We start from the raw sequence: 25,017 nt of genomic DNA, 5'->3' as shown, positions 1-25,017 counted from the left end.
TCATAATTCCGAAACTTTCGGAGGCGCCCATGTTACGAGGCGTTGTCGCGGTCACCCTGCTCGGCTTCACAGCGGTGAATCCCGCGCACCCGGCGGATCCCCCCGCGATCACGGTGCACGACCGCGTCCGGCACCAGGAGATCGACGGGTTCGGCCTGTCGCAGGCGTTCCGGCGCAACGAGCTGCTGCGCCTGCTCTCCGAGCAGCAGCAGCGCGAGATCCTCGACCTGTGGTTCGACCGCGAGAAGGGAGCCGGGCTCAGCATCCTGCGCCTCGGCATCGGATCCTCCCCGGCGGGCAGCCCGTACGACCACATGGTCTCGATCCAGCCGGAGGATCCCGGCGGCCCGGACGCGCCGCCCAGATACGTCTGGGACGGCGACGACAACAGCCAGGTCTGGGTCGCCAAGGAGGCCAAGGCCTACGGGGTGAAGCGGTTCTTCGCCGACGCCTGGAGCGCCCCCGGCTACATGAAGGACAACGGCGACGACAAGAACGGCGGCACCCTCAAGCCCGAGTGGGCCGAGGCCTACGCCCGCTACCTGATGCAGTACACGAAGTTCTACGCCCGCGAAGGCATCAAGATCACCGACCTCGGGTTCACGAACGAGCCCGACTGGACCGCGACGTACGCCTCCATGCGCTTCACCCCCGAGCAGGCCGCCGCCTTCGTCAAGGTGCTCGGGCCGATCGCCAAGGGCGTCAAGGTGACCTGCTGCGACTCCTTCGGCTGGAACGAGGCGAAGGCGTACACGGCGGCGATCGAGGCCGATCCGCAGGCGCGCCGCTGGGTGAAGGTCCACACGGGCCACACCTACGCCAGCCCGGTCGACGCCCCGCTGCCGACCAGGCGGAACACCTGGATGTCGGAGTGGAACCCGAACGGCGACACCTGGAACGAGAACTGGGACGACGGCAGCGGCTACGACGGCTTCACGATCGCGCAGGCGGTGCACGACGCGCTCACGCTGGGCAACGTCAACGCCTACGTCTACTGGTTCGGCGCCTCGCGCGGCGCCACCCGGGCCCTGATGCAGATCGACGACGTGGCCAGGACCTACCGGGTGTCCAAGCGGATGTGGGCGCTGGCCGCCTACAGCAGGTTCATCAGGCCCGGCGCGGTGCGGCTGGGCGCCTCGGCCGCCGACCCCGCACTGAAGGTCTCGGCGTTCCGCAACCCCGACGGCTCCAAGGTGATCGAGGTCCTCAACACCGGCACCGCGCCCGTGACGTGGCGGGGCGTGCACGGCAGGGCGACCTCCTACCTCACCGACAGCGCCAACTCGCTGACGCCGCAGCCGGTCGCCGGCTCGGCCGTCACCCTCCAGCCCCGCGCGCTCACCACCATCGTCATCAGGGGACACCGATGAGACCGCTGATCCTCGCCCTGGCCCTGGCACTCGCCGTGCCCCCGCTCGCCCTCGCCGCGCCCGCGACCGCCGCCGGGCCCGGCAGCGGGTCGGCTCACGGCCCGCGCGACCTGCGTGACCTGGCACGCAAGCACCGCATCAGCATCGGCTCCGCCGTGGACGTAGCCGCCCTGCGCGCCGAGCCCGACTACAGGACCGTGCTCAACCGCGAGTTCGACCACGTCACCGCGGAGAACGCGATGAAGTGGGAGTCCGTCGAGCCCGAGCGCGGCGTCCACACCTGGGACGACGCCGACGAGGTGGTGCGCAACGCCCGACGCCACGGTCAGCGGGTGCGCGGTCACACGCTGGTCTGGCACAACCAGCTCCCCGGCTGGCTGACCCGCGGCGTCGCCGACGGCACGATCGACGCCGCCGAGCTCAGGACGATCCTGCGCGAGCACATCACCACCCAGGTGCGCCGCTACAAGGGCAAGATCAGGGCCTGGGACGTGGTCAACGAGGCGCTGGAGGAGGACGGCACGCTGCGGCAGAGCATCTGGCTGACGCACCTCGGCCCCGGCTACATCGCCGACGCCTTCCGCTGGGCGCACCGCGCCGACCCGCACGCCAAGCTCTACCTCAACGACTACAACGTGGAGTGGAACGCGCCCAAGATCGAAGGCACGCTGACCCTGGTCAAGGAGCTGCAGGCGCAGAAGGTGCCGATCGACGGCATGGGCTTCCAGGGACACCTCGGCATCCAGTACGGCTATCCGGGCGACTGGGCCAACGTCATGCGGCGGTTTGCCGACCTCGGCCTGGAGATCGCGATCACCGAGATGGACGTGCGCATGGTGCTGCCCGTGACGCCCGAGAAGCTCGCCACCCAGGCGGAGTACTACGGCAGGGCGCTGTCGGACTGCCTCAGCGTGAAGGCCTGCCGCGAGTTCACCGTCTGGGGCTTCACCGACCGGCACTCCTGGGTCCCGGGCTGGTTCGACGGTGAGGGCGCGGCCTGCCTGTTCGACGAGAACCTCGCTCCGAAACCGGCCTACGAGACCCTGCTCGCCACGAGAAGGGTCAGCGGCCGGTGAACTTGGGGGTGGACTTCTCGGCGAACGCGCTCATGCCGATCTTCGCGTCGTCGGTCGCGAAGAGCCCGGCGAACTGGAGCCGCTCGATCTCCAGGCCGGTGTCGAGGTCCACCTCCAGCCCCTGGTCCACCGCCTGCTTGGCGGCCCGCAGCGCGACCGTGGGCCCGCCGGTGAAGGTGGCGGCCCAGTCCCGGGCCACCTGGTAGACCTCGGCGTCGGGGACGACGCGGTCCACCAGGCCGATGGCGAGGGCTTCGGCGGCCGGCACGTGGCGGCCGCTGTAGATGAGGTCCTTGGCCCGGGAGGGGCCGATCAGGCGCGGCAACCTCTGGGTGCCGCCGGCGCCGGGGATGATGCCGAGCTGGATCTCAGGCTGGCCCAGCTTGGCGGACTCCCCGGCGACCCGGAAGTCGGCGCAGAGGGCGAGCTCGCAGCCGCCGCCGAGGGCGTAGCCGGTGACGGCCGCGATGACGGGCTTGCCGACGCGGGCGACGGCGGTGAAGCAGTCCTGCAGGGTGCGGGAGTGGGCGGCCATGTCCGCATACGACATGCCGGCCATCTCCTTGATGTCGGCACCGGCGGCGAAGACGCGCTCGCCGCCGTAGAGGATGACGGCGTGCACCCCGGGGTCCGCGTCCACGGCGCGGGCCGCCTCGGCGATCTCGCGCTGGACCTGGCCGTTGAGCGCGTTCATCTTCGGACGGTCAAGCCTTATCGTGGCGATCTGGTCGGCCACCTCGACGTTCACGAACTCAGCCATGATCCGACCCTACAAGAGCGGCGTCGTGCTGTCGGCGCACCAGCTCCAGCAGGTCCGTCTCGGGCGTCCAGCCGATGATCGAGCGCAGCCTGCGGGTGTCGGCCAGGGAGTCCGCGGGCTCGGCCGGCGGGGCGGGCACGATCTCCAGGCGGACCCGCGTGCCCGTGGCCTCGGCCACCGCGCCGATCATGGCGCGCAGGCTGCGCCCCCGTCCGGTGCCGAGGTTGACCGTGCCGTCGAAGCCGGTGAGTTCGATCAGGGCGCGGGCCGCCTGCTGTACGTCGGTGACGTCGCGGGTGCGCTCCGGCGAGCCGAGCACCCGTAAGGGGCGGCCCTCGCGGGCGGCCGCCAGCCAGAGCGACAGCGCCATGTCGGGGCGCTGCCCCTCCCCCGCGACGGTGAACGGGCGCACGATCGTGACCTGGCGGCCCCGGCAGAGGAGTTCGAACGCCGCCTTGCTCCGGGCGTAGCCGCCTGCCGGGCGCAGCGGGTCGGTCTCGGCGCTGGGCCGTCCGTCCGTGGCGCCGCCGTACACCGAGCTGGAGGAGGCGACCAGCAGGGGTACGGCGCGCGGCGTGAGGGCGAGCACGCGCGCGCCCGCGAGCACGTTGTCGCGGTGGCGGGCGCGGGCGGCGGCCGGGCCGCGTTCCCGCACTCCGGGACGTCCGGCCAGGTGGTAGACGGCGCCGGCCGCCGCGAATGCGGCGCTGAGCCGGTCGTCGTCGTCGAGCACGTCGGCGGTCAGCCACGTGAGACCCGGGCGGCCGGCCGGGCTCTCGTGAGCCGGCGGCGGGCGGCGGTCGACGCCGATCACCAGCTCACCCGCCGTGAGCAGGGCAGAGGTCAGCGCGCGGCCGATGAATCCGGCGGCTCCGGTCACGATCGCCGTCATCCGCCCCATCCATAAGGTGTTAACGACTGAAAAATTCCTTCGCAAAACTCTCGCCGAAGAAGGAAATTGTTGAGACGCTGACTCCGTCCAGCCCCCCAGTCAAGGAGCGATACATGCGCAGAGCGCTGGCGATCGCCGCGGTCGCCATCCTGCCATTAGTGAACACCACGGTGACGTCCACGGCCGCGCGGGCCGCGGAGCCGGACGACCGGCAGCAGGCATTCGCCGCGGCGGCCGAGGAGTACCAGGTCCCCGAGAGCGTGCTGCTCGGCGTCTCCTACCTGGAGTCGCGGTGGGACGCCCACGCCGGCCGCCCCAGCAACGACGCCGGATTCGGGCCCATGCACCTGACCGACGCCGCCGCCTACACCGGGACCAACCACCACGCCGAGGGCGAGGAGGACGCGCGAGGCGACGAGAGCAGGCCACTGGCCCCGCCCACCGAGACGCCCGCCCCCGTGGAGATCCCCGCCTCGCTCCGCACCATGGAGAAGGCCGCCCAGCTCACCGGCGAGAGCCACGAGGAGCTCCGCACCGACCCGGCGGCCAACATCAGGGGCGGCGCGGCGCTGCTGGCCGACTATCAGAAGTCACTCGGCGCGCCGCTCAGCGACGACCCCGGCCAGTGGTACGGCGCGGTCGCCCGATACTCGGGAGCCGAGGAGTCGGAGGCGGCCAAATTCTTCGCCGACGAGGTCTACGCCACCATCAAGTCGGGCGAGGAGCGCGTCACCGACGACGGCCAGAAGGTCCGGCTGGCGCCGGTGGCCGGCCTGTCCACGGTCGCGAAGTGGCTGGAGAAGCTGGGCCTGCGCCCGCCGCGCCGCGACGGCGTGGAGTGCCCGTCCACGATCTCCTGCGAGTGGATCCCGGCAGGCTACGCCGAGCTGCCCACCGGCAGTTACGGCAACCACGACCTGTCCGACCGGCCGAAGAACCAGAAGATCGACTACATCGTCATTCATGACATGGAGGGCTACTTCCGCCCGTCGATCGGGCTGGTGGAGAACCCGACCAACCGGGCGAGCTGGCACTACTCCCTGCGCTCCGCCGACGGCCACATCGCCCAGCACATCAAGGCCAAGGACGTAGGCTGGCAGGCCGGCAACTGGTACATCAACGCCAAGTCCATCGGCCTGGAGCACGAGGGATTCCTGGCCGAGGGCACCACCTGGTACACCGAGGCGATGTACCGCACCTCGGCCAGGCTCGTGCGCTATCTGGCGATCAGGCACGGCGTGCCGCTCGACCGCGCGCACATCATCGGCCACGACAACGTGCCCGGCACCCTGCCGACCACGGTCCGGGGCATGCACGAGGACCCGGGACCGTTCTGGGACTGGGCGCACTACTTCAAGCTGCTCGGCGCGCCGCTGCACCCGTTCGGCGGCCCGAAGGCCGGCAGCGTGATGATCAGGCCCGACTTCGCCACCAACAAGCCGTACTTCTACGGCTGCGACCGCAAGAACCCGGAGGCCGCCTGCCCGCCGCTCAGCGCGCACACCGTCTGGCTGCGCACCGAGCCGCGCGCGGACGCGCCGCTGGTCAAGGACATCGGCAAGCACCCCACGGGCGAGTCGCTCTACAGCGTGTACGACCACAGCGCCAGGGCGAGCACCGGCCAGCGCTACGCGGTGGCCGAGCGGCAGGGCGACTGGACGGCGATCTGGTATCTCGGCCAGAAGGCCTGGTTCCACAACCCGGCCTCGGCGCCGACCGCCATCCCGTCGGCGGGACTCGTGGTGACGCCCAAGCCGGGCCTGGCGACCGTCCCGGTGTACGGCAGGGCGTATCCGGAGCAGGAGGCCTACCCCGAGGGCATCCCGTATCAGGCGGTCACCCCGCTGCAGTACACGTTCTCGGCAGGCGAGAAGTACACGCTGTCCGGACTCGCGCCGGCGGAGTACTACCGGGCCGTCACCTTCGACCCGGCCGGCCACACGGTGGTCCGGGGCAAGACGAAGTATCTGCAGATCCAGTTCGGGCACCGGGTGATGTTCGTCAAGGCTGACGACGTGCGGGTGTCGTTCGCCTGGTGAAGTCCGCGACGGCGCGCCTGGTGCTCGTGAGAGCCTCCTGAGAGGAGTCGAACGTGCGCTGGGCGACGCCGACGAACACACAGTCGACGACGAGGAGCTGGCTGATCCGGCTGGCCAGGGCGCCGGGACGGAACTCCGTCTCGCGCCCGGCCGAGATGAGCACGTGCTCGGCCAGCTCCGCGATGGCGGAGCGGGGGTTGTTGGTGATCGCGACGGTGGTCGCGCCCGCCTCCCCCGCCAGCCGCAGCGGCTCGATCACGTCGGGCGTCTGACCCGAGGTGCTGATGCCGATCGCCACGTCGCCCGGCTTGAGCAGCACCGCGCTGGTCAGCGCCAGGTGGGCGTCCTGGAAGGCGTGGCTGGACATGCCGATGCGCAGCAGCTTCTGGGCCACGTCCTCCGCCACCAGACCGGAGGCGCCCACCCCGTAGGCGTCCACCCGGCGCGCGCCGGCGATGGCGTCGACGACCAGGCCGAGCCGCTCCGAGGTGAGCTGGGCGACCGTGTCGTTGATCGCCTCGGACTCGGCCCTGGCCACCTTCTGGATGACCTCCGACAGCGGATCGTCGGGAGCCAGGTCGCCGGGCACCAGCCGATCGGGCTGGGCGGCGGCCGCCGCCAGGGCGAGCCGGAGCTGCGGATAGCCGGCGAAGCCGAGCAGCCGCGCCGTCCGCACGATGGTGGCCTCGCTGGTGCCGGAGGCGGCCGACAGCTCGGTGATGGTGCTCCGCGCCACCGTCGCGGGATCCTCGAGGATCAGGCGGGCGACGGTCCGCGCGGCCGGCGTCAGGGACGGCAGCACACCTCGGACCGTGGCCACCAGATTGTCAGCCCGCAGGCCGTTGCCGCTGTCGTCCACAGTCCCGATTATGCCGGTCGTTCACCGCTTTGCTACCGGCACCGGATCAGCGCAGAGTGCCGTTCGTCATCCCGGCCGGCTCCTCGGGCACGGCGATGAGGCCCAGCTCGGCCTTGGCGGCCATCAGCGGGTGGTGCGGGACCACGCGGACGGTGTAGCCGAACGCGCCGGTGCGGTCCAGCGGGACCACGCCGGTGTAGTGGGCCCGGCCGTCGTCGTCCACGTCACCGGGCGTCAGCTCGATGTAGGCCGGGTGGACCAGCTCGTCGTGCGGGCCCACCTTGCCGTAGGCCGCCTCCACCAGCACGTCGCCCGGCTCCAGGTCGCCCAGCGCGATCGTGGCGCGCAGCTCCAGCGCCGCGCCCACCTCCGGGGTGTCGCCGATGCCCGCGGCCTCCACGTGCTCCACGCGCACGCCCGGCCATGCCCTGGTGACCTTCAGCCGCCAGGCGGCGAACGCCTTGGCAGGTGTGTAGGAGTCGGCCGACAGCGCGCGGGCCGCGCCGGCGGCGGGCGAGTAGAGGCCCACCACGTAGTCGCGCAGCATCCGGCCGGCCAGCACCTTGGGCCCGAGCGAGGCCAGCGTGTGCTTGACCATCTCCATCCACCGGCGCGGCAGCCCGTCGCCGGCCCTGTCGTAGAAGCGGTCGGACACCTCGTGCTCGATCAGGTCGTAGAGGGCGGTCGCCTCGAGCTCGTCACGCCTGTCGGAATCGCTCACCCCGTCGGCCGTGGGGATGGCCCAGCCGTTGGTGCCGTCGTACCACTCGTCCCACCAGCCGTCGCGGATGGACAAGTTGAGTCCGCCGTTGAGCGCCGACTTCATGCCGGACGTGCCCGAGGCCTCCAGCGGGCGCAGCGGGTTGTTGAGCCAGACGTCGCAGCCCTGGACGAGGAGCTGGCCCAAGGTCATGTCGTAGTCCGGCAGGAAGACGATGCGGTGGCGCACCTCGGGTCGGTCGGCGAACTTGACGATCTGCTGGATCAGCTTCTTGCCGCCCTCGTCGGCGGGGTGGGCCTTGCCCGCGATCACGATCTGCACCGGCTTGTCCGGGTCCAGCAGCAGCTCGGTCAGCCGGTCGGGGTCGCGCAGCATCAGCGTGAGCCGCTTGTAGGACGGCACCCGCCGGGCGAACCCGATGGTCAGCACCTCCGGGTCCAGCACGTCGTCGATCCAGCCGAGCTCGGCCCGGGACGCGCCTCGGGCGCGCCAGGACTTGCGCAGCCTGTCCCTGGCGCCCTGGACCAGGCGGGCGCGCAGGATGCCCCTGATGTTCCAGATCTCGGCGTCGGGGATCTTCTGGACGCCCTCCCAGCCGCGCGCCCTCTCCAGCAGCGAGGGCAGCTCGCGGGCGACCAGCTCCATGAGCTCGCGCCCCACCCAGGTCGGCGCGTGCACGCCGTTGGTGATCGAGCCGATCGGCACCACGTCCAGGTCGAATCCCGGCCACAGTTCTTTGAACATGTCGCGGCTGACCTGGCCGTGCAGTTTGGAGACGCCGTTGACCCGCTGCGCCAGGCGCATGCCCATGACGGCCATGTTGAACCTGCTGGGGTCGGCCTCCGCGCCCAGCGCGAGGATGCGCTCGACCGGGACGGTGGGCCAGGCGTTGTCGCCGCCGAACTGGCGGGCGATCATGTCGACGGGGAATCGGTCGATGCCCGCGGGGACGGGGGTGTGGGTGGTGAAGACCGTGCCGGCGCGCACCGCCTCCAGTGCCTCGTCGAAGGAGAGCCGGGCCTCGGTCAGCTCGCGGATGCGCTCCAGGCCGAGGAATCCGGCGTGGCCCTCGTTGGTGTGGAAGACCTCGGGGTCGGCGTGCCCGGTGATGCGGCAGTAGGAGCGGATGGCCCGCACCCCGCCCACGCCCAGCAGCAGCTCCTGCATCAGGCGGTGGTCGGTGCCGCCGCCGTAGAGACGGTCGGTGACGTCGCGGGCGGCGTTGTCGTTCTCCGCCACGTCGGAGTCGAGCAGCAGCAGCGGCACCCTGCCGACCTGCGCCACCCAGACCTGCGCGTGCAGCACCCGCTCGCCGGGCAGCCCGATGCGGACCCTGACCGGGGTGCCGTCGTCGTCCTTGAGCAGGCTCAGCGGCAGGCCGCCCGCGTCGAGCGACGGGTAGTGCTCCAGCTGCCAGCCCTCTGGCGAGAGCGACTGAGTGAAGTAACCGTGGCGATAGAGGAGCCCGACGGCCAGGATCGGCACGCCCAGGTCGCTCGCCGCCTTGAGGTGGTCTCCGGCCAGGATGCCCAGGCCGCCCGAATACTGCGGCAGGGCGGCGGCGATGCCGTATTCGGGGGAGAAGTAGGCGATGGCCCGCGCGGCGTCGGGCAGCGTCTGATACCACCGCGGCGCGGTCATGTACTCGCGCAGATCGTCGGCGGCGTCGGCGAGACGGCGCAGGAAGCGGCGGTCGGCGGCCAGCTCGGCCAGCCTGTCGGGCCCCACGGCGCCCAGCAGGGCGACCGGGTCGTGGCCGACCTGCTCCCAGAGGTCCGAGTCGACCTCGGCGAACAGGTCCAGCGTCTCGGGATGCCAGGACCAGCGCAGGTTGTGCACGAGCTCGCCGAGTGCGGCCAGCTCCGCGGGCAGGACAGTCCGGACGGTGAACCGGCGGATAGCTCTCACAGTTTCGAACCCTACGGGCTAGGAGGGACCTCTGAGTCCTTCACCCCCGGCAACGGCCTTCAAACCACCTTCCGGGACGAAGCATGAAGAGGGACGATTGGGGCAACTTTCTCCAATGTCAGCTCTCCCGGTGACACTCGGGAGGTCTATCCACTGCTGCCCGCAATTTACATGCAAGGATCGTTCCTGCTACGGAAAGCCTCCGGCGGTACCGAGTGTGCCGTCGCAACCTTGAAATGCGATGATCGGACGAATTCCCATCACGGACATCTCCCCCGTCGTCGACTGCGGGCAGTGGCCCGCCAAGGCGGTCGCCGGCGAGACCTTCGAGGTCTCGGCGACCGTGTTCAGAGAAGGCCACGACGCCGTGGCCGCGGGCGTGGTGCTCACCGCGCCCGACGGGCAGCGTGGCCGGCTGAGACGGATGCGCGAGGTCACGCCGGCCACCGATCGGTGGTCGGTGGAGGTCAGCCTGCCCACCGAGGGCGACTGGCTGTTCCGCGTGGAGGCGTGGAGTGATCCCATCGCCACCTGGCTGCACGACGCGGAGATCAAGATCCCGCGTGGCATGGACACCGATCTGATGTGCGAGGAGGGCGCCCGGCTGTTCGAGCGCGCCGCCAGGGCCGTGCGGCAGGCCGACTGCCCCGGCTCCGACGGCTCCGGGCACCCGGCCGTCCAGGCCCGCAACGACGTTCGCAAGAACGGCCGGAACGGCGCCAACGGCGAGGCCGCGTGCGGGCACCGGGCCGCCCTGCTCGCCATCGCGGCCACGCTGCGCGACGAGGAGCTGGACCCGCGGGCCCGGCTGTCGATCGCGCAGTTGCCGGAGACAGCCTCGCTGCTGGAGGCCCATCCGCTGCGCGACCTGGTGACCAGGGCCAAACAGCAGCGGATCAGGGTGGACAGGCGCCGGGCGCTGTACGGCTCCTGGTACGAGTTCTTCCCGCGGTCCGAGGGCGCGGTGGTCAACGAGGACGGCATCTCCAAGTCCGGAAATTTCCAGACTGCCGCGAAGCGCCTGCCCGCGGTCGCCAAGATGGGCTTCGACGTCGTCTACCTGCCGCCGATCCACCCGATCGGCCAGACGTTCCGCAAGGGCCGCAACAACACGCTCAGCCCCGAGCCCGACGAGCCGGGCTCGCCGTGGGCGATCGGCTCGGAGGACGGCGGGCACGACGCGATCCACCCGGACCTGGGCACCATCGAGGACTTCGACGAGTTCGTCGCCCGCACCCGTGAGCTGGGCATGGAGGTGGCGCTCGACTTCGCGCTGCAGTGCTCTCCCGACCATCCATGGGTCAAGGAGCACCCGGAGTGGTTCACGATCAGGGCGGACGGGACGATCGCCTACGCCGAGAACCCGCCCAAGAAGTATCAGGACATCTACCCGCTCAACTTCGACAGGGATCCCGAGGGCATCTACGCCGAGGTCAAGCGGGTGGTGCGGCACTGGATGGACCACGGGGTGCGGATCTTCCGGGTGGACAACCCGCACACCAAGCCGGTGGCCTTCTGGGAGCGGCTGATGGCCGACATCCACGCGAGCGACCCCGACGTGCTCTTCCTGTCGGAGGCGTTCACCCGGCCGCCGATGCTCCAGGCGCTGGCCAAGGTGGGCTTCCACCAGTCCTACACGTACTTCACCTGGAAGAACACCAAGTGGGACGTGGAGGCGTATCTGGCGGAGCTGGCGGACGAGACGTCGCACTTCCTGCGGCCCAACCTGTTCGTCAACACGCCTGACATCCTGCACGAATACCTCCAGCACGGAGGCGTGCCCGCCTTCAAGATCAGGGCCGTGCTCGCCGCTCTCGCCTCACCGACCTGGGGTGTGTACTCCGGTTACGAGCTGGCAGAGAATGTCCCGGTACGGCCCGGCAGTGAGGAATATCTAGATAGCGAAAAATATCAGTACAAACCTCGTAATTGGGTTCTTGCTGAACGAGAAGGCCGCAGTATGGCTCCTCTCATCACGCATTTGAATTTGTTTCGAAGAGCCCATCCCGCACTGCAGGAATTGCGTAATCTACGGTTCCACAGGGTCGACCAACCGGACATGATCTGCTTTTCCAAGCGACTCCCGGGCGCCTATGACACGGCCACACGAAGGCACGGGCTGGGCGACGTCGTTCTGGCAGTGATCAACCTGGACCCTCACCACACCCACGAGGCGACGGTCGATCTCGACCTGCCCGCGATCGGGCTCGACTGGAACGCCGAGTTCGTCGTGGACGACGAGTTGTCGGGCGAGTCCTACCGCTGGCGGCAGAGCAACTACGTGCGTCTCGACCCTCACATCCAGCCTGCCCACATTCTCACCGTCCGGGCCTCGCCACGGTAGAACTGAATTCAGCGGGGAGTCTTCAACGTGTGTGAAAGCGCCTCCCTCATGAGCCCCCGAGGGGAGAGCTCATGAGCTCCACACCCATTCCCAACTCCTTCGACGAGGAGAAGCCTCGCGATCCCTACTGGTACAAACGTGCGGTCTTCTATGAGGTCCTGATCAGGGGCTTCGCCGACTCCAACGGAGACGGCACCGGCGACATCAAGGGCCTGATCGGCAAACTCGACTACCTGCAGTGGCTCGGAGTCGACTGCCTCTGGCTGCTGCCGCTGTACGAATCGCCGCTGCGCGACGGCGGTTACGACATCGCCGACTTCATGAAGATCCTTCCCGAGTTCGGCGACCTCGGAGACTTCGTCAAGCTGGTGGACGAGGCGCACAAACGCGGCATGCGCGTCATCGCGGACCTCGTGATGAACCACACCAGCGACGCCCACCCGTGGTTCCAGGCCGCCCGGCACGATCCGGAGGGACCGTTCGGCGACTTCTACGTGTGGTCCGACACCGACACGGCCTACTCCGACGCCCGGATCATCTTCATCGACACCGAGACGTCCAACTGGACCTACGACCCGGTGCGCGGCCAGTACTACTGGCACCGCTTCTTCCACCACCAGCCGGATCTCAACTACGAGAACCCGGCCGTGCAGGACGCGATGCTGGAGGTGCTGCGCTTCTGGCTGGACCTGGGCATCGACGGGTTCCGGCTGGACGCGGTGCCGTACCTGTTCGAGGAGGAGGGCACCAACTGCGAGAACCTGCCGAGGACGCACGAATACCTCAAGCGGGTCCGCAAGGAGGTCGACCGGATCTATCCCGACAGGGTGCTGCTCGCCGAGGCCAACCAGTGGCCCTCGGACGTGGTGGAGTACTTCGGCGACTCGGTGGGCGGCGGCGACGAGTGCCACATGGCCTTCCACTTCCCGCTGATGCCGCGCATCTTCATGGCGGTGCGCAGGGAGTCCCGATACCCCATCTCGGAAATCCTCGCACAAACCCCGAAGATCCCCGAAAACTGCCAATGGGGGATTTTCCTCCGTAACCACGATGAGCTGACGCTCGAAATGGTCACGGACGAGGAACGCGACTACATGTACACCGAGTACGCCAAGGATCCCCGCATGCGGGCCAACGTCGGCATCCGCCGCCGTCTCGCCCCCCTGCTGGAGAACGACCGCAACCAGATCGAGCTGTTCACCGCGCTGCTCCTGTCGCTGCCGGGCTCCCCGGTGCTCTACTACGGCGACGAGATCGGCATGGGCGACAACATCTGGCTCGGCGACCGCGACGGCGTGCGCACGCCCATGCAGTGGGACCCCGACCGCAACGCCGGCTTCTCCGACTGCGATCCGGGGCGGCTCTACCTGCCGGTCATCATGGACCCGCTCTACGGCTACCAGGCGCTGAACGTCGAGGCGCAGCAGAAGAGCTCCGGCTCGCTGCTCCACTGGACCAGGCGCATGATCGAGATCCGTAAGCGCCATCCGGTGTTCGGGCTCGGCGAGTTCGCCGAGCTCAACTCATCCAACCCGAGCGTGCTCGCGTTCGTCCGCGAGCTGGGCGACGACCGGATGCTCTGCGTGAACAACCTGTCCCGCTTCCCGCAGCCGGTGGAGCTGGACCTGCGGAGATTCGTCGGCGTCTCGCCGGTCGAGACGATGGGCGGGGTTCCATTTCCACCAATTGGTGAGCTTCCGTATCTTTTGACGCTTCCTGGGCATGGGTTCTACTGGTTCACTCTCCCGCCTGCCATCACCCAGGAGGAGTAAGACGTGCTGGATGAGCTCCTTGCCGCGTGGATCGGACATCAGCGCTGGTTCGGTGGCAAGGGGCGCCCGATCGACTCCCTGTCGATCGAGTCCGACGCGACGATCGAGGCGGGCGACCCCTGCCTGCGCCACCTGATCGTCGCTGTGTGGCAGGAAGGCTCGCGGGAGCGCTACCAGCTCCTGCTCGGCATGCGCAGGCAGCTCCCCGACACCCTCCAGCACGCCCTCATCGGCCGGCACGAGCAGTGGCAGGTCTACGACGCCGTCCACGACCCGGAGCTGACCCACTGGATCCTCGAGTCCATGGCGAGCGGCGCCGGTCAGGGCGAGGTGCGCTTCAGGCACATGCCGGGCGTCGAGATCGACACCTCCATCCGCAGCATGGTGCTCGGCGCCGAGCAGTCCAACACCTCGCTGGTGTTCGGCGAGGGCTACATCTGCAAGCTGTTCCGCCGCCTCATCCCGGGCGTCAACCCCGAGCTCGAGATCATCACCGCGCTGGCCGACCGGCACGCCCCGCACATCGCCCAGCCGTACGGGTGGATCGAGACCGGCCTCGACGGGACCCCGACCACGCTGGCGATCATGCAGGAGTTCCTGTCCAACTCGACCGACGGCTGGGACCTGGCGCTCACCAGCGTGCGTGACCTGTACAACTCGCTGCCCGGCCTCGCCGCGGCCGAGGCGGGCGGCGACTTCGCCGCCGAGGCGTGCCGGCTCGGCGCCGCCACCGCGCGCGTCCACCATGAGCTGGCCCAGGCCTTCCCCACCGGGACCGTGGAGACGCACGAGGTCAAGCGGATGGCCGAGGGGTTCCGGCGCAAGCTCGGGCGCGCCGTGGCCGAGGTGCCCGAACTGCGCGAGCACGTCGGCGTGCTGGAGGCGGCCTACCACCAGGTCGAGGACCTGACCACCGAGGTGCCCGTACAGCGCGTGCACGGCGACTACCACCTGGGCCAGGTGATGCGCACCACCTCCGACTGGGTGGTGCTCGACTTCGAGGGCGAGCCCGGCCAGCCGCTGGCCGAGCGCAGGGCGCTGTCCTCGCCGCTACGCGACGTGGCCGGGATGCTCCGCTCGTTCGACTACGCCGCCCGGCACCTGCTTGCCGGGCACGCCGAGGCCGCGAAACTGGAGCCGAAGGCCGAGCAGTGGGCCGAGCGCAACAGGGCCGCGTTCCTCGACGGGTACGTCCAGGGCGGCGGGACGATCACGACGGGTGACGCGGCCCTGCTGCGCGCGTTCGAGCTGTCCAAGGCGGTGTACGAGGTCGTCTACGAGTCCCGCAACCGCCCCTCGTGGATCTCCATCCCGCTGGCCGCCTTCCGGCACGCCTAGGCCCTCGATCTTCTCCGTCCACTCCGGGATGAGGTCCGCCATCGCGTGCGTCCACGGCAGCAACAGCGTGTCGGTGAAGTCGGCCACCGGCGCCTTCTCCGAGGCCACCGGCGCCCCGCCTCCAGGAAGCCGGCGATCTGGCCGGCCGATCATCTGGGGGACGGCCATGATGCCGCCGTCGAGGTGGTCGCCGCCGCGCCCGGCCGCCGACCGGACACCGGCCCGCCTCGTCGCTCACCGTGTTCCCCGTGGAGACCCGGCCCCGCCGGGTCACTCCCCCAGTGGCACCGGTTCGCGTTCCGCCGGGGCGTCGGCGGGAGCGCTGCCCGACGGGGGGACCTGGCGCAGCACCGTCGCGGCGAGCGCCGCCGCCACCAGCAACACCACGGCGCTCGCGACCGCCACGGCGGCGAGGCCCCCGGTGAAGGCGGCGCGGGCGGAGTCGAGCAGCGCGGCGGCGATCGGCGCCGGCTGCTCGACCGCGACCGCGACCGCACCGCCGAGCGTGTCGCCGGCGGCCTCGGCCGCCGACGCCGAGACGCCTTCGGGCACGTCGAGCCCGGCACGGTAGACGGCGGCCGCGATGCTGCCGAAGACGGCCAGGCCGACCGCGCCGCCGAACTCCTGGGCCGTCTCCGACAGCGCCGCCGCCGACCCCGACCGCTCGGGCGGCGCCGAGCCGATCACCAGGTCGGTGCCGAGCACGAGCAGCGGCGACCCGCCGAGGAAGTACGCCGTCTGCCCCGCCACCACCAGCCCGAGCCCGGGTTCGCCCACGGTGAGCAGCAGGATCCCGGCCGCTGCCAGCACCAGACCGCCCACCGCCAGGTAGCCGGGCCGGATCCGGCGCGCCAGCATCGGCGACACCACGAACCCGGTGATGACCGCCACGACCGAGGGCAGGCTCCACAGTCCGGCCTCCAGCGGCGACAGGCCGAGGACGAGCTGCATGTACTGGCCGACCAGCAGGCCGACTCCCGGTCCCGTCAGGATGACCAGCATCAGTGTGCTCAGCGAGCCGCTGAAGCGCCGCTCGGCGAACAGCTTCAGGTCCAGCAACGGTTCGGGGATCGTACGCTGACGCCGTACGAAGGCGAGGGCGAGCCCGAGACCGGCGAGCACGGCGAGCAGGGGAACCGTGCCGGGCCCTTCGGCGGCGAGCTCCTTGACGCCGTAGACGGTGGTGAGCGCGGCGACCACCGACAGGACCACGCTGACCAGGTCGACGCGGCCGGTGGCAGGGGCGCGGTATTCCGGCAGGAGCAGCGGGCCGGTCACCAGGAGCACGGCCATGACCGGCACCCCGAGCAGGAACACCGACCCCCACCAGAAGTTCTCCAGCAGCACCCCGCCCACCAGGGGCCCGATCACCATGCCGCCGGTGAACCCGACCATCCACAGGCTGATCGCCGTGGTGCGCTGGGCGGGGTCGTGGAACATGTTGCGGATCAACGCCAGCGTCGACGGCATCAGCGTCGCCCCGGCCACGCCGAGCAGCGCCCGCGCGGCGATGAGCACGTCGGCGCTCGGCGCGTAGGCGGCCAGCGTCGAGGCGACGGCGAACGCGGCCGCGCCGATCAGCAGCAGCTTCCTGCGGCCGATCCGGTCGCCGATGTTGCCCATCGTGATGAGGAACCCGGCGATGAGGAACCCGTAGATGTCGTTGATCCAGAGAAGCTGCGCGCCGGTCGGCCGGAGTTCCTCGCTCAGGGCGGGCACCGCCAGGTGCAGGACGGTCACGTCGATGGAGAGCAGGAGGGTCGGCAGGATGAGGACGGCCAGTCCGATCCACTCCCGCCGGCCGGCACGTTGCATGTTCATGCATGGAAATCTAGAAGGTCAACCAAGCTTGAGGTCAAGTCGATAGTGATCGAAGTGGTGGTTTCCGCTCCGGATAAACCCAAGATTCCGCACTTTCGGTGATTGTCTCGGTGAATGCGGGCAGTGGCTGGGTTGGACGGTCGTCGTAGGGCAGGGTTGGGAGCATGCCGATGAGGACAGAGCTCGACCGCCTCGCGGGCGGGGCGCACCACGATCCGCACTCCGTGCTCGGAGCGCACCCCGTGGCAGGCGGGGTGACCTTCCGCGCGCTGCGCCCGCTCGCCGAACGTGTCCGGGTGGTGCTGGAGGACGGCACCGCCCACGACATGAGGCATCAGGCTCACGGGGTGTTCGAAACCACTGTCCCAGGACTGGACAAGGTGCCCGAGTACACGCTGAGCGTGCAGTACGGCGGAGGCGAGACGCACGAGGTGCGCGATCCATACCGCCACTGGCCCACGCTGGGGGAGGTGGACCTGCACCTGATCGGCGAGGGGCGGCACGAGCGGCTGTGGGAGGTGCTCGGCGCCCGCGTGATGGAACACCAGGACGTGCCGGGCACGGCGTTCGCCGTCTGGGCGCCGAACGCCCGCGGCATCAGGGTCGTCGGCGACTTCAACCACTGGGACGGCACCGCCCACCCGATGCGCTCGCTGGGCCGTTCGGGCGTCTGGGAGCTGTTCGTCCCCGGCATCACGGCGGGCGAGCGGTACAAGTACCAGATCCTCGGCGCCGACGGCGTGTGGCGGGACAAGGCCGACCCGATGGCCAGGCGGACCGAGGTGCCGCCGCAGACCGCCTCGGTGGTCGAGCAGTCGAGCTACTCCTGGCAGGACGAGGAGTGGATGGCCGAGCGCGGCGGCAAGCAGGCACAGCGCCGGCCGATGAGCATCTACGAGGTGCACCTGGGCTCGTGGCGGCCCGGCCTGTCCTACCTGGAGCTGGCCGACCAGCTCTCGGAGTACGTCGCCGACCTGGGCTTCACGCACGTGGAGCTGCTGCCGGTGGCCGAGCACCCGTTCGGCGGGTCGTGGGGCTACCAGGTGACCTCCTACTACGCCCCGACGGCCAGGTTCGGCACGCCCGACGAGTTCCGGCACTTCGTGGACGAGATGCACCGCAGGGGCGTCGGGGTGCTGCTGGACTGGGTCCCCGCGCACTTCCCGATGGACGAGTGGGCGCTGGCCCGCTTCGACGGGACCCCGCTGTACGAGCACGCCGACCCGGGGCGCGGCGAGCACCCCGACTGGGGGACCTACGTCTTCGACTTCGGCCGCAGGGAGGTGCGCAACTTCCTGGTGGCCAACGCCGTCTACTGGCTGCGGGAGTTCCACATCGACGGCCTGCGGGTGGACGCGGTGGCCTCGATGCTCTACCTGGACTACTCGCGGCGCGAGGGCGAGTGGACGCCGAACGTCTACGGCGGCAGGGAGAACCTCGACGCGGTCGAGTTCATCAAGGAGATGAACGCCGTCTGCTATCGGGAGGCGCCCGGCATCACCACCATCGCCGAGGAGTCCACGGCCTGGCCCGGCGTCTCGCGGCCGGTGCACCTGGGCGGGCTCGGGTTCGGCTTCAAGTGGAACATGGGCTGGATGCACGACACGCTGGAGTATCTGCGGCACGAACCGGTCTTCCGGCAGTATCACCACCACCAGATGACCTTCTCCCTCATCTACGCCTATTCGGAGAACTACGTGCTGCCGCTGTCGCACGACGAGGTCGTGCACGGCAAGGGCTCGCTGCTGGGCAAGATGCCGGGCGACGAGTGGCAGCGCTTCTCCCAGTTGCGCGCCCTGCTGGCGTTCATGTGGGCGCATCCGGGCAAGCAGCTGCTGTTCATGGGCGGGGAGTTCGGCCAGGGCTCGGAGTGGTCGGAGGAGCGCGGGCTCGACTGGTGGGTGCTGGAGTTCGACGGGCACCAGGGCGTGCAGCGGCTGGTGCGCGACCTCAACCGGTTCTACCGGGAGACCCCGGCGCTGTGGGAGCAGGACACGAGGCCGGAGGGGTTCCGGTGGATCGACGCCGACGACGCTCCGGGCAACACGCTGTCGTTCCTGCGCTACGCGGCCGACGGGTCCGCGGTGGCGTGCGTGGTCAACTTCAGCGGCGGGGCGCACGAGAACTACCGGCTCGGCCTGCCCTACGGCGGGCAGTGGACGGAGGCGGTCAACACCGACGCCTACGAGTACTGGGGCAGCGGAGTGGGCAACCTGGGCTCGGTGGAGGCGGTCGAGGAGCCCTGGCACGGCCTGCCGTACTCGACGACCTTGCGGGTGCCGTCGCTGGGCGCGGTCTGGCTGTCGATTCCGGCGCCGACTGACTGAAAGTCTGGTGGGAAAGCGCCTCCCGGGCCTGTGCGCTTCTGACAAATCACTCTAAACTCCGAGATCATCCCTTCTCGGAGGACCCCGGTGCGACTTCGCCCCCTGATCGTGTGCTCGATCATGCTGGCCCTGATCCCTGCGGCGCCCGCCTTCGCCGAGGATCCGACCCCCACTCCCGGCGTCACCCGGAGCGCTGAGGAGAAGGTCGAGGAGGGGTTAGCCGTCGACGGCGGCACCGTGCGCGCCATCGTCGAGCTGACCGACCCGGCGCAGCACGCGGCGGTGGCCGGCCAGGCGGCGGCGGACAGCGTGGAGGTCCTCCTCCAGCCGGCGAGCCAGCCGTTCATGGTCGTCGAGGGCACCGCGAAGGAGCTGGCCGCACTCGCCGAGAACCCCCGGGTCACCTCCATCCACCGGGACCGCGCCTACCCGCCGTCGCTGGCCTCCAGCATCAAGCAGATCGGCGCCGACCAGGCGCACGCCGCGGGCCACACGGGCAGCGGCCAGAACGTCGTCATCCTGGACACCGGGATCGACCGCGACCACCCGTTCTTCGGCGGCCGGATCGTCGCCGAAGCCTGCTTCTCCGCCATGGAGCAGGGCGTCGATACGCTCTGCCCGAACGGGCAGATCAGCCAGACCGGCCCGGGCTCGGCCGACGCCACCACCGCCAAGTGCCTGGCGGGCGGCGTGAACCTGTGCGAGCACGGCACCCACGTGGCCGGCATCGCCGCGGGCAGCGGTGGCGTGGCCCCCGGCGCGGGGATCATCGCGGTGCAGGTCTTCAGCCGGGTCGACGACGAGGACATGTGCGGCGAGCCGTCCTGCCTGCTGGCCTTCGAGTCGTCGCTGCGGCTGGCCCTGGACCACGTGGCCTCGCTGAGCGAGCCGATCGCCGCCGTCAACCTGAGCCTGGGCGGCATGCCGTCCGAGAGCTCCTGCGACGGCAGCGAGGAGGGCCTGGTCTTCAAGCCGAAGATCGACGCCCTGCTGGCCAAGGGCATCGCGACCGTGGTGGCCGCGGGCAACGAGTTCTTCGAAGGCGCCTCGTTCCCCTCCTGCATCTCCTCGGCGGTGGCGGTCGGCGCGAACGACGACGGCGACGCCATCGCCGACTTCTCCAACAGGGGCGCGCTGCTCGACCTGTTCGCGCCGGGCGTGGACATCGAGTCGTCGGTGCCGGACAACCAGATGGCGGTCCACAGCGGCACCTCGATGGCCACCCCGCACGTGGCGGGCGCCCTGGCCCTGCTGAAGGCCAGGTTCCCGCAGTCCCCGATGCCCGAGCTGATCGACAAGCTCAAGACGACCGGCAGGCCGTACGTCTACCAGGCGAACGGCGCCGAGGTGCGCACGCCGCGGCTGGACGTGGCCGCCGCGCTGAACGGCACGGCGCCGCAGCCGGACATCAGCCAGAGCCCGCCGTCCGCCCCGGCCCCCGGCCCGGACGACCCGGGCCCCGAACCGGAGCCCGACCCCACGGGCAGCGGCCCGACGCCCGAGCCCGACGACCCGGGGGCGGACGAGCCGGACCCGACGCCGATCCCGCTGCCGACCATCACGGTCACGGTGACCCTCACGGTGACGCCTTCGCCCGCCGCCACCACCCCTGCCGCCACCGTCTGCACGCGTGGCACGGCGGGCAAGCGGATGACGGCCAAGCAGTGGGCCGTGGAGATCCACCGCGGCAGTGGCACGATGGCCGACGCCACGCTCACCTGCTATCTGAAGCTGGCGCACAAGGCCAGCAAGGTCTTCCCCGAGCTGACCAAGGCCTCGTCGCTGGGCAAGGCCTACCGGGTGCTGAAGGGCGCCAAGACCGCCAAGCAGCGGCTGGACAGCGCACTGCTCACGGGCTGGCTCAACTGGGCGCAGGGGATGAACAACACCAAGACCCTCAACTCCGCCGAGAAGGTGCGACTGAGTAGCAAGTCCACGAGCGCGGCGCTCAAGCGGGCGGTCACGAGTATCGCTAAATCTCGCTAAAAGCCTCCTCCGTCACTTAGGAAACCGACGCATCACCGGCAACACCTGCGGGGATCTATCGCCCAGCCGCCCCCCGACTGTCTGCGACATCTCGGAGGAACCGGTGCGTTCACGTTCTCTCACGGCGGGCGGCCTCGCGCTCGCCACGGCCACGGCGCTGCTCGCCGGGGCGCCGGCCACGGCACGGGCCGGCGCCCCGGACACCGGCGACCCGGCCATCAGCCCGACGCTGGCCGCCGAGATCGACGCCCGGCAGAAGGTGCGCTCGATCGTCGAGCTCAGGCCCGGCCACAGCGTCAGCGCCGTCGCCGGCGACATCGAGAAGGCCTCGACCACGGCCAGCGTGCTGGAGGCCACGGAGTCGCCGAACTTCCTCGTCGCCGAGATCGACAGCACCACGCTGGCCGAGCTGCGGAAGGACCCCCGGGTCAAGGCGGTGTACCAGGACACGCTGAGCGTCGCGTTCCTGGACGACAGCACCGGGGTGATCGCCTCGGACGACGCCAACGCATCGGGCTGGACCGGCCGGGGCACCACCGTCGCCGTCCTGGACACCGGGATCGACCGCGACCACCCGTTCCTGAGCGGCAGGATCGTGGACGAGGCCTGCTTCTCGACCTCGGACGCGACCTCCGGGGCCGTCTCGCTCTGCCCGAACGGCCAGTCCAGCCAGACCGGCCCCGGCGCGGCCGACGCCGAGATCGCGCCGTGCATGGTCAGCGGCGGCAACCAGTGCAGCCACGGCACCCACGTGGCGGGCATCGCGGCCGGCCGGACGGTGGCGGGATCTCCCGGCAACGGCGTCGCGCCGGCCGCCGGAATCCTGCCGATCCAGGTTTTCAGCCGCATCGACAGCCTCCTGACCTGCGGGGGCGCGGCGCCCTGCTTCATGAGCTTCACCTCCGACCAGAAGCTGGCACTGGAGTACGTGGCGCGAACGGCCCGCACGCACAACGTGGCGGCGGTGAACATGAGCTACGGCGGAGGCGGTCCGCACCGGGAGCACTGCGACGGCGACCCGCAGGCCGGGGCCCTGAAGGACCAGTTCGACGGGCTCCTGAACGCCGGCGTCGCGCCGGTGGCCGCGGCGGGCAACGCCGGCTGGCGTGACGCCGTCGCCTCCCCCGCCTGCGTCTCCAGCGCCGTCGCCGTGGGGGCCACGAACGACCGCGACCAGATCACCGCCTTCTCCAACCGGGGCAAGCTGCTCGACCTGTTCGCGCCGGGCGCGGAGATCAACTCTTCGGTACCGGACGACACCTACGGGGTGCTGAACGGCACCTCGATGTCCACACCGCACGTGGCGGGCAGCTTCGCGCTGATGAAGCAGGCCTACCCGCACCTCAATCCGGTCCAGATACTCCAGCGGCTGCAGGCGAGCGGCGACCGGGTCGTCTCCAACCCCTTCGGGCCGCGGGTGTCCACGGTCCGGGTCGACGTCGGGGCGGCCACGGGCAGCGTGCCGCGCGTCTGACCCTTCCGCCACCTTGACGTCGGCCGTCTCCCTGCGCGGTCCGCTTCGGCAGGAGTTGGCCACCCATGGCCGACTCCTGCCGCTTAGGGTGGCTCTATGGATGCAGGCAAGGCGATCATCGACAGCATCGACAAGCTCCGTCAGCGGCGCACCGGACCTCTGATCCTGGAGCTTGACCTCACCGAAGGGCTGACCGACGGGCCCCCTGCCGACCCACTCACCGCAGTGCTGTCCATGCGCAAGACCCGCCTGTCCGACGTACGAGCCGGGCTCAGGCGGGCCGCCAAGGACTCCCGGGTCAAGGCGCTGATCGTGAAGATCGGCGGCAACCCGCTGGGGCTGGCGCTGGTCCAGGAGGTGCGCCAGGCCGTGCTCGGCTTCCGCGCCTCCGGAAAGCTGACGGTGGCCTTCGGCGAGACGTTCGGCGAATTCGCCGGCGGCACCGTGCCTTACTACCTGGCCAGCGCGTTCGAGCGCGTCTACCTGCAGCCCAGCGGCGACATCGGGCTGACCGGCGTGGCCCTGGAGCAGCGCTTCGTCAAGGGCGCCCTGACCAAGCTGGGCGTCGACTTCGAGATGGGCCAGCGGCACGAGTACAAGACCGCCGCCAACACCTTCACCCAGGACCACATGACCGAGCCGCACCGCGAGTCCATGACCCGCATCGTCGAGTCGGTCACCGACCAGCTCGTCGCCGGCATCGCCGAAGGCCGCAGGCTCGACCCGGCCAAGGTGCGCGAGCTCGTCGACCGCGGCCCGTTCATCGGCCCCGAGGCCCTGGAGGCCGGGCTGGTCGACGGGCTCGCCTACCGGGACGAGGTCTACGACGAGGTCAAGCAGTCCGCCGGCGGCGAGGCCCAGCTGCTGTACGTCTCCCGTTACGCCCGCGCCGCCGCCGTGCGCAAGCTGCCGCACCCGACGGCCGACGGCATCGCCCTCGTCCACGGCGCCGGACAGATCCGCACCGGCCGCAGCGGCCGCAGCCCGCTCGGCGGGGGCGGCGCGATGGGCTCCGACACGATCAGCGCCGCCCTGCGGGCCGCCCGCCGCGACGAGCACGTCAAGGCCGTCGTCTTCCGGGTGGACAGCCCCGGCGGCTCGTACGTCGCCTCCGACACCGTCTGGCGGGAGGTCGTGCTCACCCGCAAGGTCAAGCCGGTCATCGTCTCCATGGGCGACCTGGCGGCCTCCGGCGGCTACTTCGTCTCGATGGCGGCCGACGTGATCGTCGCCCAGCCCGGCACGCTGACGGGCTCGATCGGCGTCTTCGGCGGCAAGCCGGTGCTCGCCGAGCTCCTGGAGAAGATCGGGATCAACTCGGAGCTGGTCTCCGAGGGGGCCAACGCCGGGATGTTCTCCACCTCGCGCGCCTTCTCCCCCGAGCAGTGGGCGCGGATCAACGCCTGGCTGGACCGCATCTACGACGACTTCGTCGGCAAGGTGGCCCAGGGCCGCGACCTCACCCCCGAACGCGCCCACGAGCTGGCCCGAGGCCGCGTCTGGACCGGCGCCGACGCCCAGGAGCGCGGGCTCGTCGACGAGCTGGGCGGGCTGGAGGACGCTCTCGCCCTGGCCAGGAAGCGCGCGGGCCTCTCCGACGAGGCACCGGTGCGCGCCTTCCCGCGTCTCAACCCGCTGGAGCGGCTGCGCGGGCCGGAGTCCAGCGAGGACCGGGCCGCCGCCCTCGCCAGGGTCAGGCTGGACGCCTGGGGCCCGCTCGCCCGGCTGTCCGCCGAGCTCGGCCTCCCCGCCACCGGCCCCCTGACCCTGCCGGCCTGGTACGTGATCCGCTAGGAGTCACAGCAGGTCCGGATGCGTGTCAGCGTGAAGACTCGTCTCGCTCAGGCGCCTGCCGCGCGGTAGCGGCCGCGGAGCCGTACCAGGGGCTGGAGTGAGGGCGTCACGTAGTCGACGGCGAGGACCGTCGCGATGAACAGCGTGTGGTCGCCCGCCGGGACCACCTGCGACGTCTCCGCCTCCAGGGCGGCGACGCCGCCCTGGAGCACCAGCGCGCCGGTGTGGGGGCCGCGGTGGTGCGGGGCGCCGGCCACGAGGTGGCGGGCGCTGGGACGGCCGGCGGTGGCGAAGCGGCTGGCCATGGCCGCCTGGCCGGAGGAGAGCAGGGAGCAGCCCCAGCGGTCCCGCCTGAGCATGACCTCGTTGAGATAGCCGCTGCTGGACAGGCTGACCAGAAGCAGCGGCGGCTCCAGCGAGACGGACATCAGCGTGGAGACCGTGGCGCCGAGGTCGTCGCGGTCGTCGCGGACGGTGATGACCGCCACGCCGGCCGCGAGCTGTGCCATGGCGTCGGTGAACTCGCTCACGACGAG

General features: G+C 70.5%; 16 protein-coding genes. 10 read left to right on the top strand and 6 right to left on the bottom strand.

Translation table 11 applies throughout. The features are described from left to right. The first annotated feature begins 29 nt into the window (after nucleotides 1–29). Nucleotides 30–1,370: a glycoside hydrolase family 30 protein gene (locus V5E28_RS08865; RefSeq protein ID WP_336205940.1), complete on the top strand. Its 1,341-nt coding sequence runs from the start codon at nucleotides 30–32 to the stop codon at nucleotides 1,368–1,370. Further along, complete coding sequence (locus V5E28_RS08860) at nucleotides 1,367–2,446, top strand: endo-1,4-beta-xylanase (protein ID WP_336205939.1); 1,080 nt, start codon at nucleotides 1,367–1,369, stop codon at nucleotides 2,444–2,446. Before V5E28_RS08865 ends, V5E28_RS08860 begins: the two co-directional genes overlap by 4 nt. Here the strand turns inward: V5E28_RS08860 and V5E28_RS08855 are convergent. Both V5E28_RS08855 and V5E28_RS08850 read right to left on the bottom strand, forming a co-directional pair. Next, complete coding sequence (locus V5E28_RS08855) at nucleotides 2,433–3,206, bottom strand: enoyl-CoA hydratase/isomerase family protein (RefSeq protein WP_336205937.1); 774 nt, start codon at nucleotides 3,204–3,206, stop codon at nucleotides 2,433–2,435. The genes V5E28_RS08860 and V5E28_RS08855 overlap by 14 nt on opposite strands. Then, nucleotides 3,199–4,098 (bottom strand): NAD-dependent epimerase/dehydratase family protein, encoded by a 900-nt coding sequence (locus V5E28_RS08850; RefSeq protein ID WP_336205936.1) that lies wholly within the window; start codon nucleotides 4,096–4,098, stop codon nucleotides 3,199–3,201. The genes V5E28_RS08855 and V5E28_RS08850 overlap by 8 nt, the downstream gene beginning before the upstream one ends. 113 nt (nucleotides 4,099–4,211) lie before the next feature. Here V5E28_RS08850 and V5E28_RS08845 point away from each other — a divergent pair, with 113 nt between their 5' ends. Then, nucleotides 4,212–6,137 (top strand): N-acetylmuramoyl-L-alanine amidase, encoded by a 1,926-nt coding sequence (locus tag V5E28_RS08845; RefSeq protein ID WP_336205935.1) that lies wholly within the window; start codon nucleotides 4,212–4,214, stop codon nucleotides 6,135–6,137. Here V5E28_RS08845 and V5E28_RS08840 read toward each other — a convergent pair. Then, the gene (locus V5E28_RS08840) at nucleotides 6,100–6,996 is read right to left on the bottom strand and encodes a MurR/RpiR family transcriptional regulator (protein WP_336205934.1); all 897 of its coding nucleotides are present in this window, start codon (nucleotides 6,994–6,996) and stop codon (nucleotides 6,100–6,102) included. The genes V5E28_RS08845 and V5E28_RS08840 overlap by 38 nt on opposite strands. Nucleotides 6,997–7,042: 46 nt before the next feature. Beyond that, nucleotides 7,043–9,625 (bottom strand): alpha-glucan family phosphorylase, encoded by a 2,583-nt coding sequence (glgP, locus tag V5E28_RS08835; protein ID WP_336205933.1) that lies wholly within the window; start codon nucleotides 9,623–9,625, stop codon nucleotides 7,043–7,045. Nucleotides 9,626–9,866: 241 nt separating this feature from the next. On the opposite strand from glgP, the gene V5E28_RS08830 reads away from it, so the two are divergent. The 3 genes from V5E28_RS08830 (at nucleotide 9,867) to V5E28_RS08820 (ending at nucleotide 15,079) form a co-directional block, all read left to right on the top strand. Continuing rightward, a complete protein-coding gene (locus V5E28_RS08830) occupies nucleotides 9,867–11,969 on the top strand; it encodes an alpha-1,4-glucan--maltose-1-phosphate maltosyltransferase (RefSeq protein WP_336205932.1) in 2,103 nt (700 codons plus the stop codon). A gap of 71 nt (nucleotides 11,970–12,040) precedes the next feature. Beyond that, nucleotides 12,041–13,741 carry a maltose alpha-D-glucosyltransferase gene (gene treS, locus V5E28_RS08825; protein WP_336205931.1) on the top strand — a complete coding sequence of 567 codons (1,701 nt, stop codon included), beginning with the start codon at nucleotides 12,041–12,043 and terminating at the stop codon, nucleotides 13,739–13,741. Between the two features lie 3 nt (nucleotides 13,742–13,744). Beyond that, on the top strand, nucleotides 13,745–15,079 hold the full coding sequence (locus V5E28_RS08820) for a maltokinase N-terminal cap-like domain-containing protein (protein ID WP_336205930.1): 1,335 nt from the start codon (nucleotides 13,745–13,747) through the stop codon (nucleotides 15,077–15,079). A 270-nt stretch (nucleotides 15,080–15,349) separates the two neighbouring features. On the opposite strand, the gene V5E28_RS08815 is transcribed toward V5E28_RS08820, so the two are convergent. Continuing rightward, nucleotides 15,350–16,900 carry an MFS transporter gene (locus tag V5E28_RS08815; protein ID WP_336205929.1) on the bottom strand — a complete coding sequence of 517 codons (1,551 nt, stop codon included), beginning with the start codon at nucleotides 16,898–16,900 and terminating at the stop codon, nucleotides 15,350–15,352. Between the two features lie 170 nt (nucleotides 16,901–17,070). Here V5E28_RS08815 and glgB point away from each other — a divergent pair, with 170 nt between their 5' ends. The 4 genes from glgB to sppA all read left to right on the top strand — a co-directional run bounded on the left by glgB (nucleotide 17,071) and on the right by sppA (nucleotide 24,481). Beyond that, the gene (glgB, locus tag V5E28_RS08810) at nucleotides 17,071–19,227 is read left to right on the top strand and encodes a 1,4-alpha-glucan branching protein GlgB (RefSeq protein WP_336205928.1); all 2,157 of its coding nucleotides are present in this window, start codon (nucleotides 17,071–17,073) and stop codon (nucleotides 19,225–19,227) included. Nucleotides 19,228–19,314: 87 nt separating this feature from the next. Next, entirely contained in the window at nucleotides 19,315–21,213 is a 1,899-nt protein-coding gene (locus tag V5E28_RS08805; RefSeq protein ID WP_336205927.1) for a S8 family peptidase, read from the top strand. A gap of 103 nt (nucleotides 21,214–21,316) precedes the next feature. After that, on the top strand, nucleotides 21,317–22,687 hold the full coding sequence (locus V5E28_RS08800) for a S8 family peptidase (RefSeq protein WP_336205926.1): 1,371 nt from the start codon (nucleotides 21,317–21,319) through the stop codon (nucleotides 22,685–22,687). 96 nt (nucleotides 22,688–22,783) lie between these two features. Then, on the top strand, nucleotides 22,784–24,481 hold the full coding sequence (gene sppA / locus V5E28_RS08795; protein ID WP_336205925.1) for a signal peptide peptidase SppA: 1,698 nt from the start codon (nucleotides 22,784–22,786) through the stop codon (nucleotides 24,479–24,481). A gap of 47 nt (nucleotides 24,482–24,528) precedes the next feature. Here sppA and V5E28_RS08790 read toward each other — a convergent pair whose 3' ends face one another. Further along, the gene (locus V5E28_RS08790; protein ID WP_336205924.1) at nucleotides 24,529–25,011 is read right to left on the bottom strand and encodes a flavin reductase family protein; all 483 of its coding nucleotides are present in this window, start codon (nucleotides 25,009–25,011) and stop codon (nucleotides 24,529–24,531) included. Nucleotides 25,012–25,017: the final 6 nt, after the last annotated feature.

The sequence above is a fragment of the Nonomuraea sp. LPB2021202275-12-8 genome, assembly GCF_037044575.1.
In the GTDB taxonomy this organism is placed as follows: Bacteria; Actinomycetota; Actinomycetes; order Streptosporangiales; family Streptosporangiaceae; genus Nonomuraea.
This window is presented reverse-complemented; position numbering and strand designations above follow the sequence as displayed.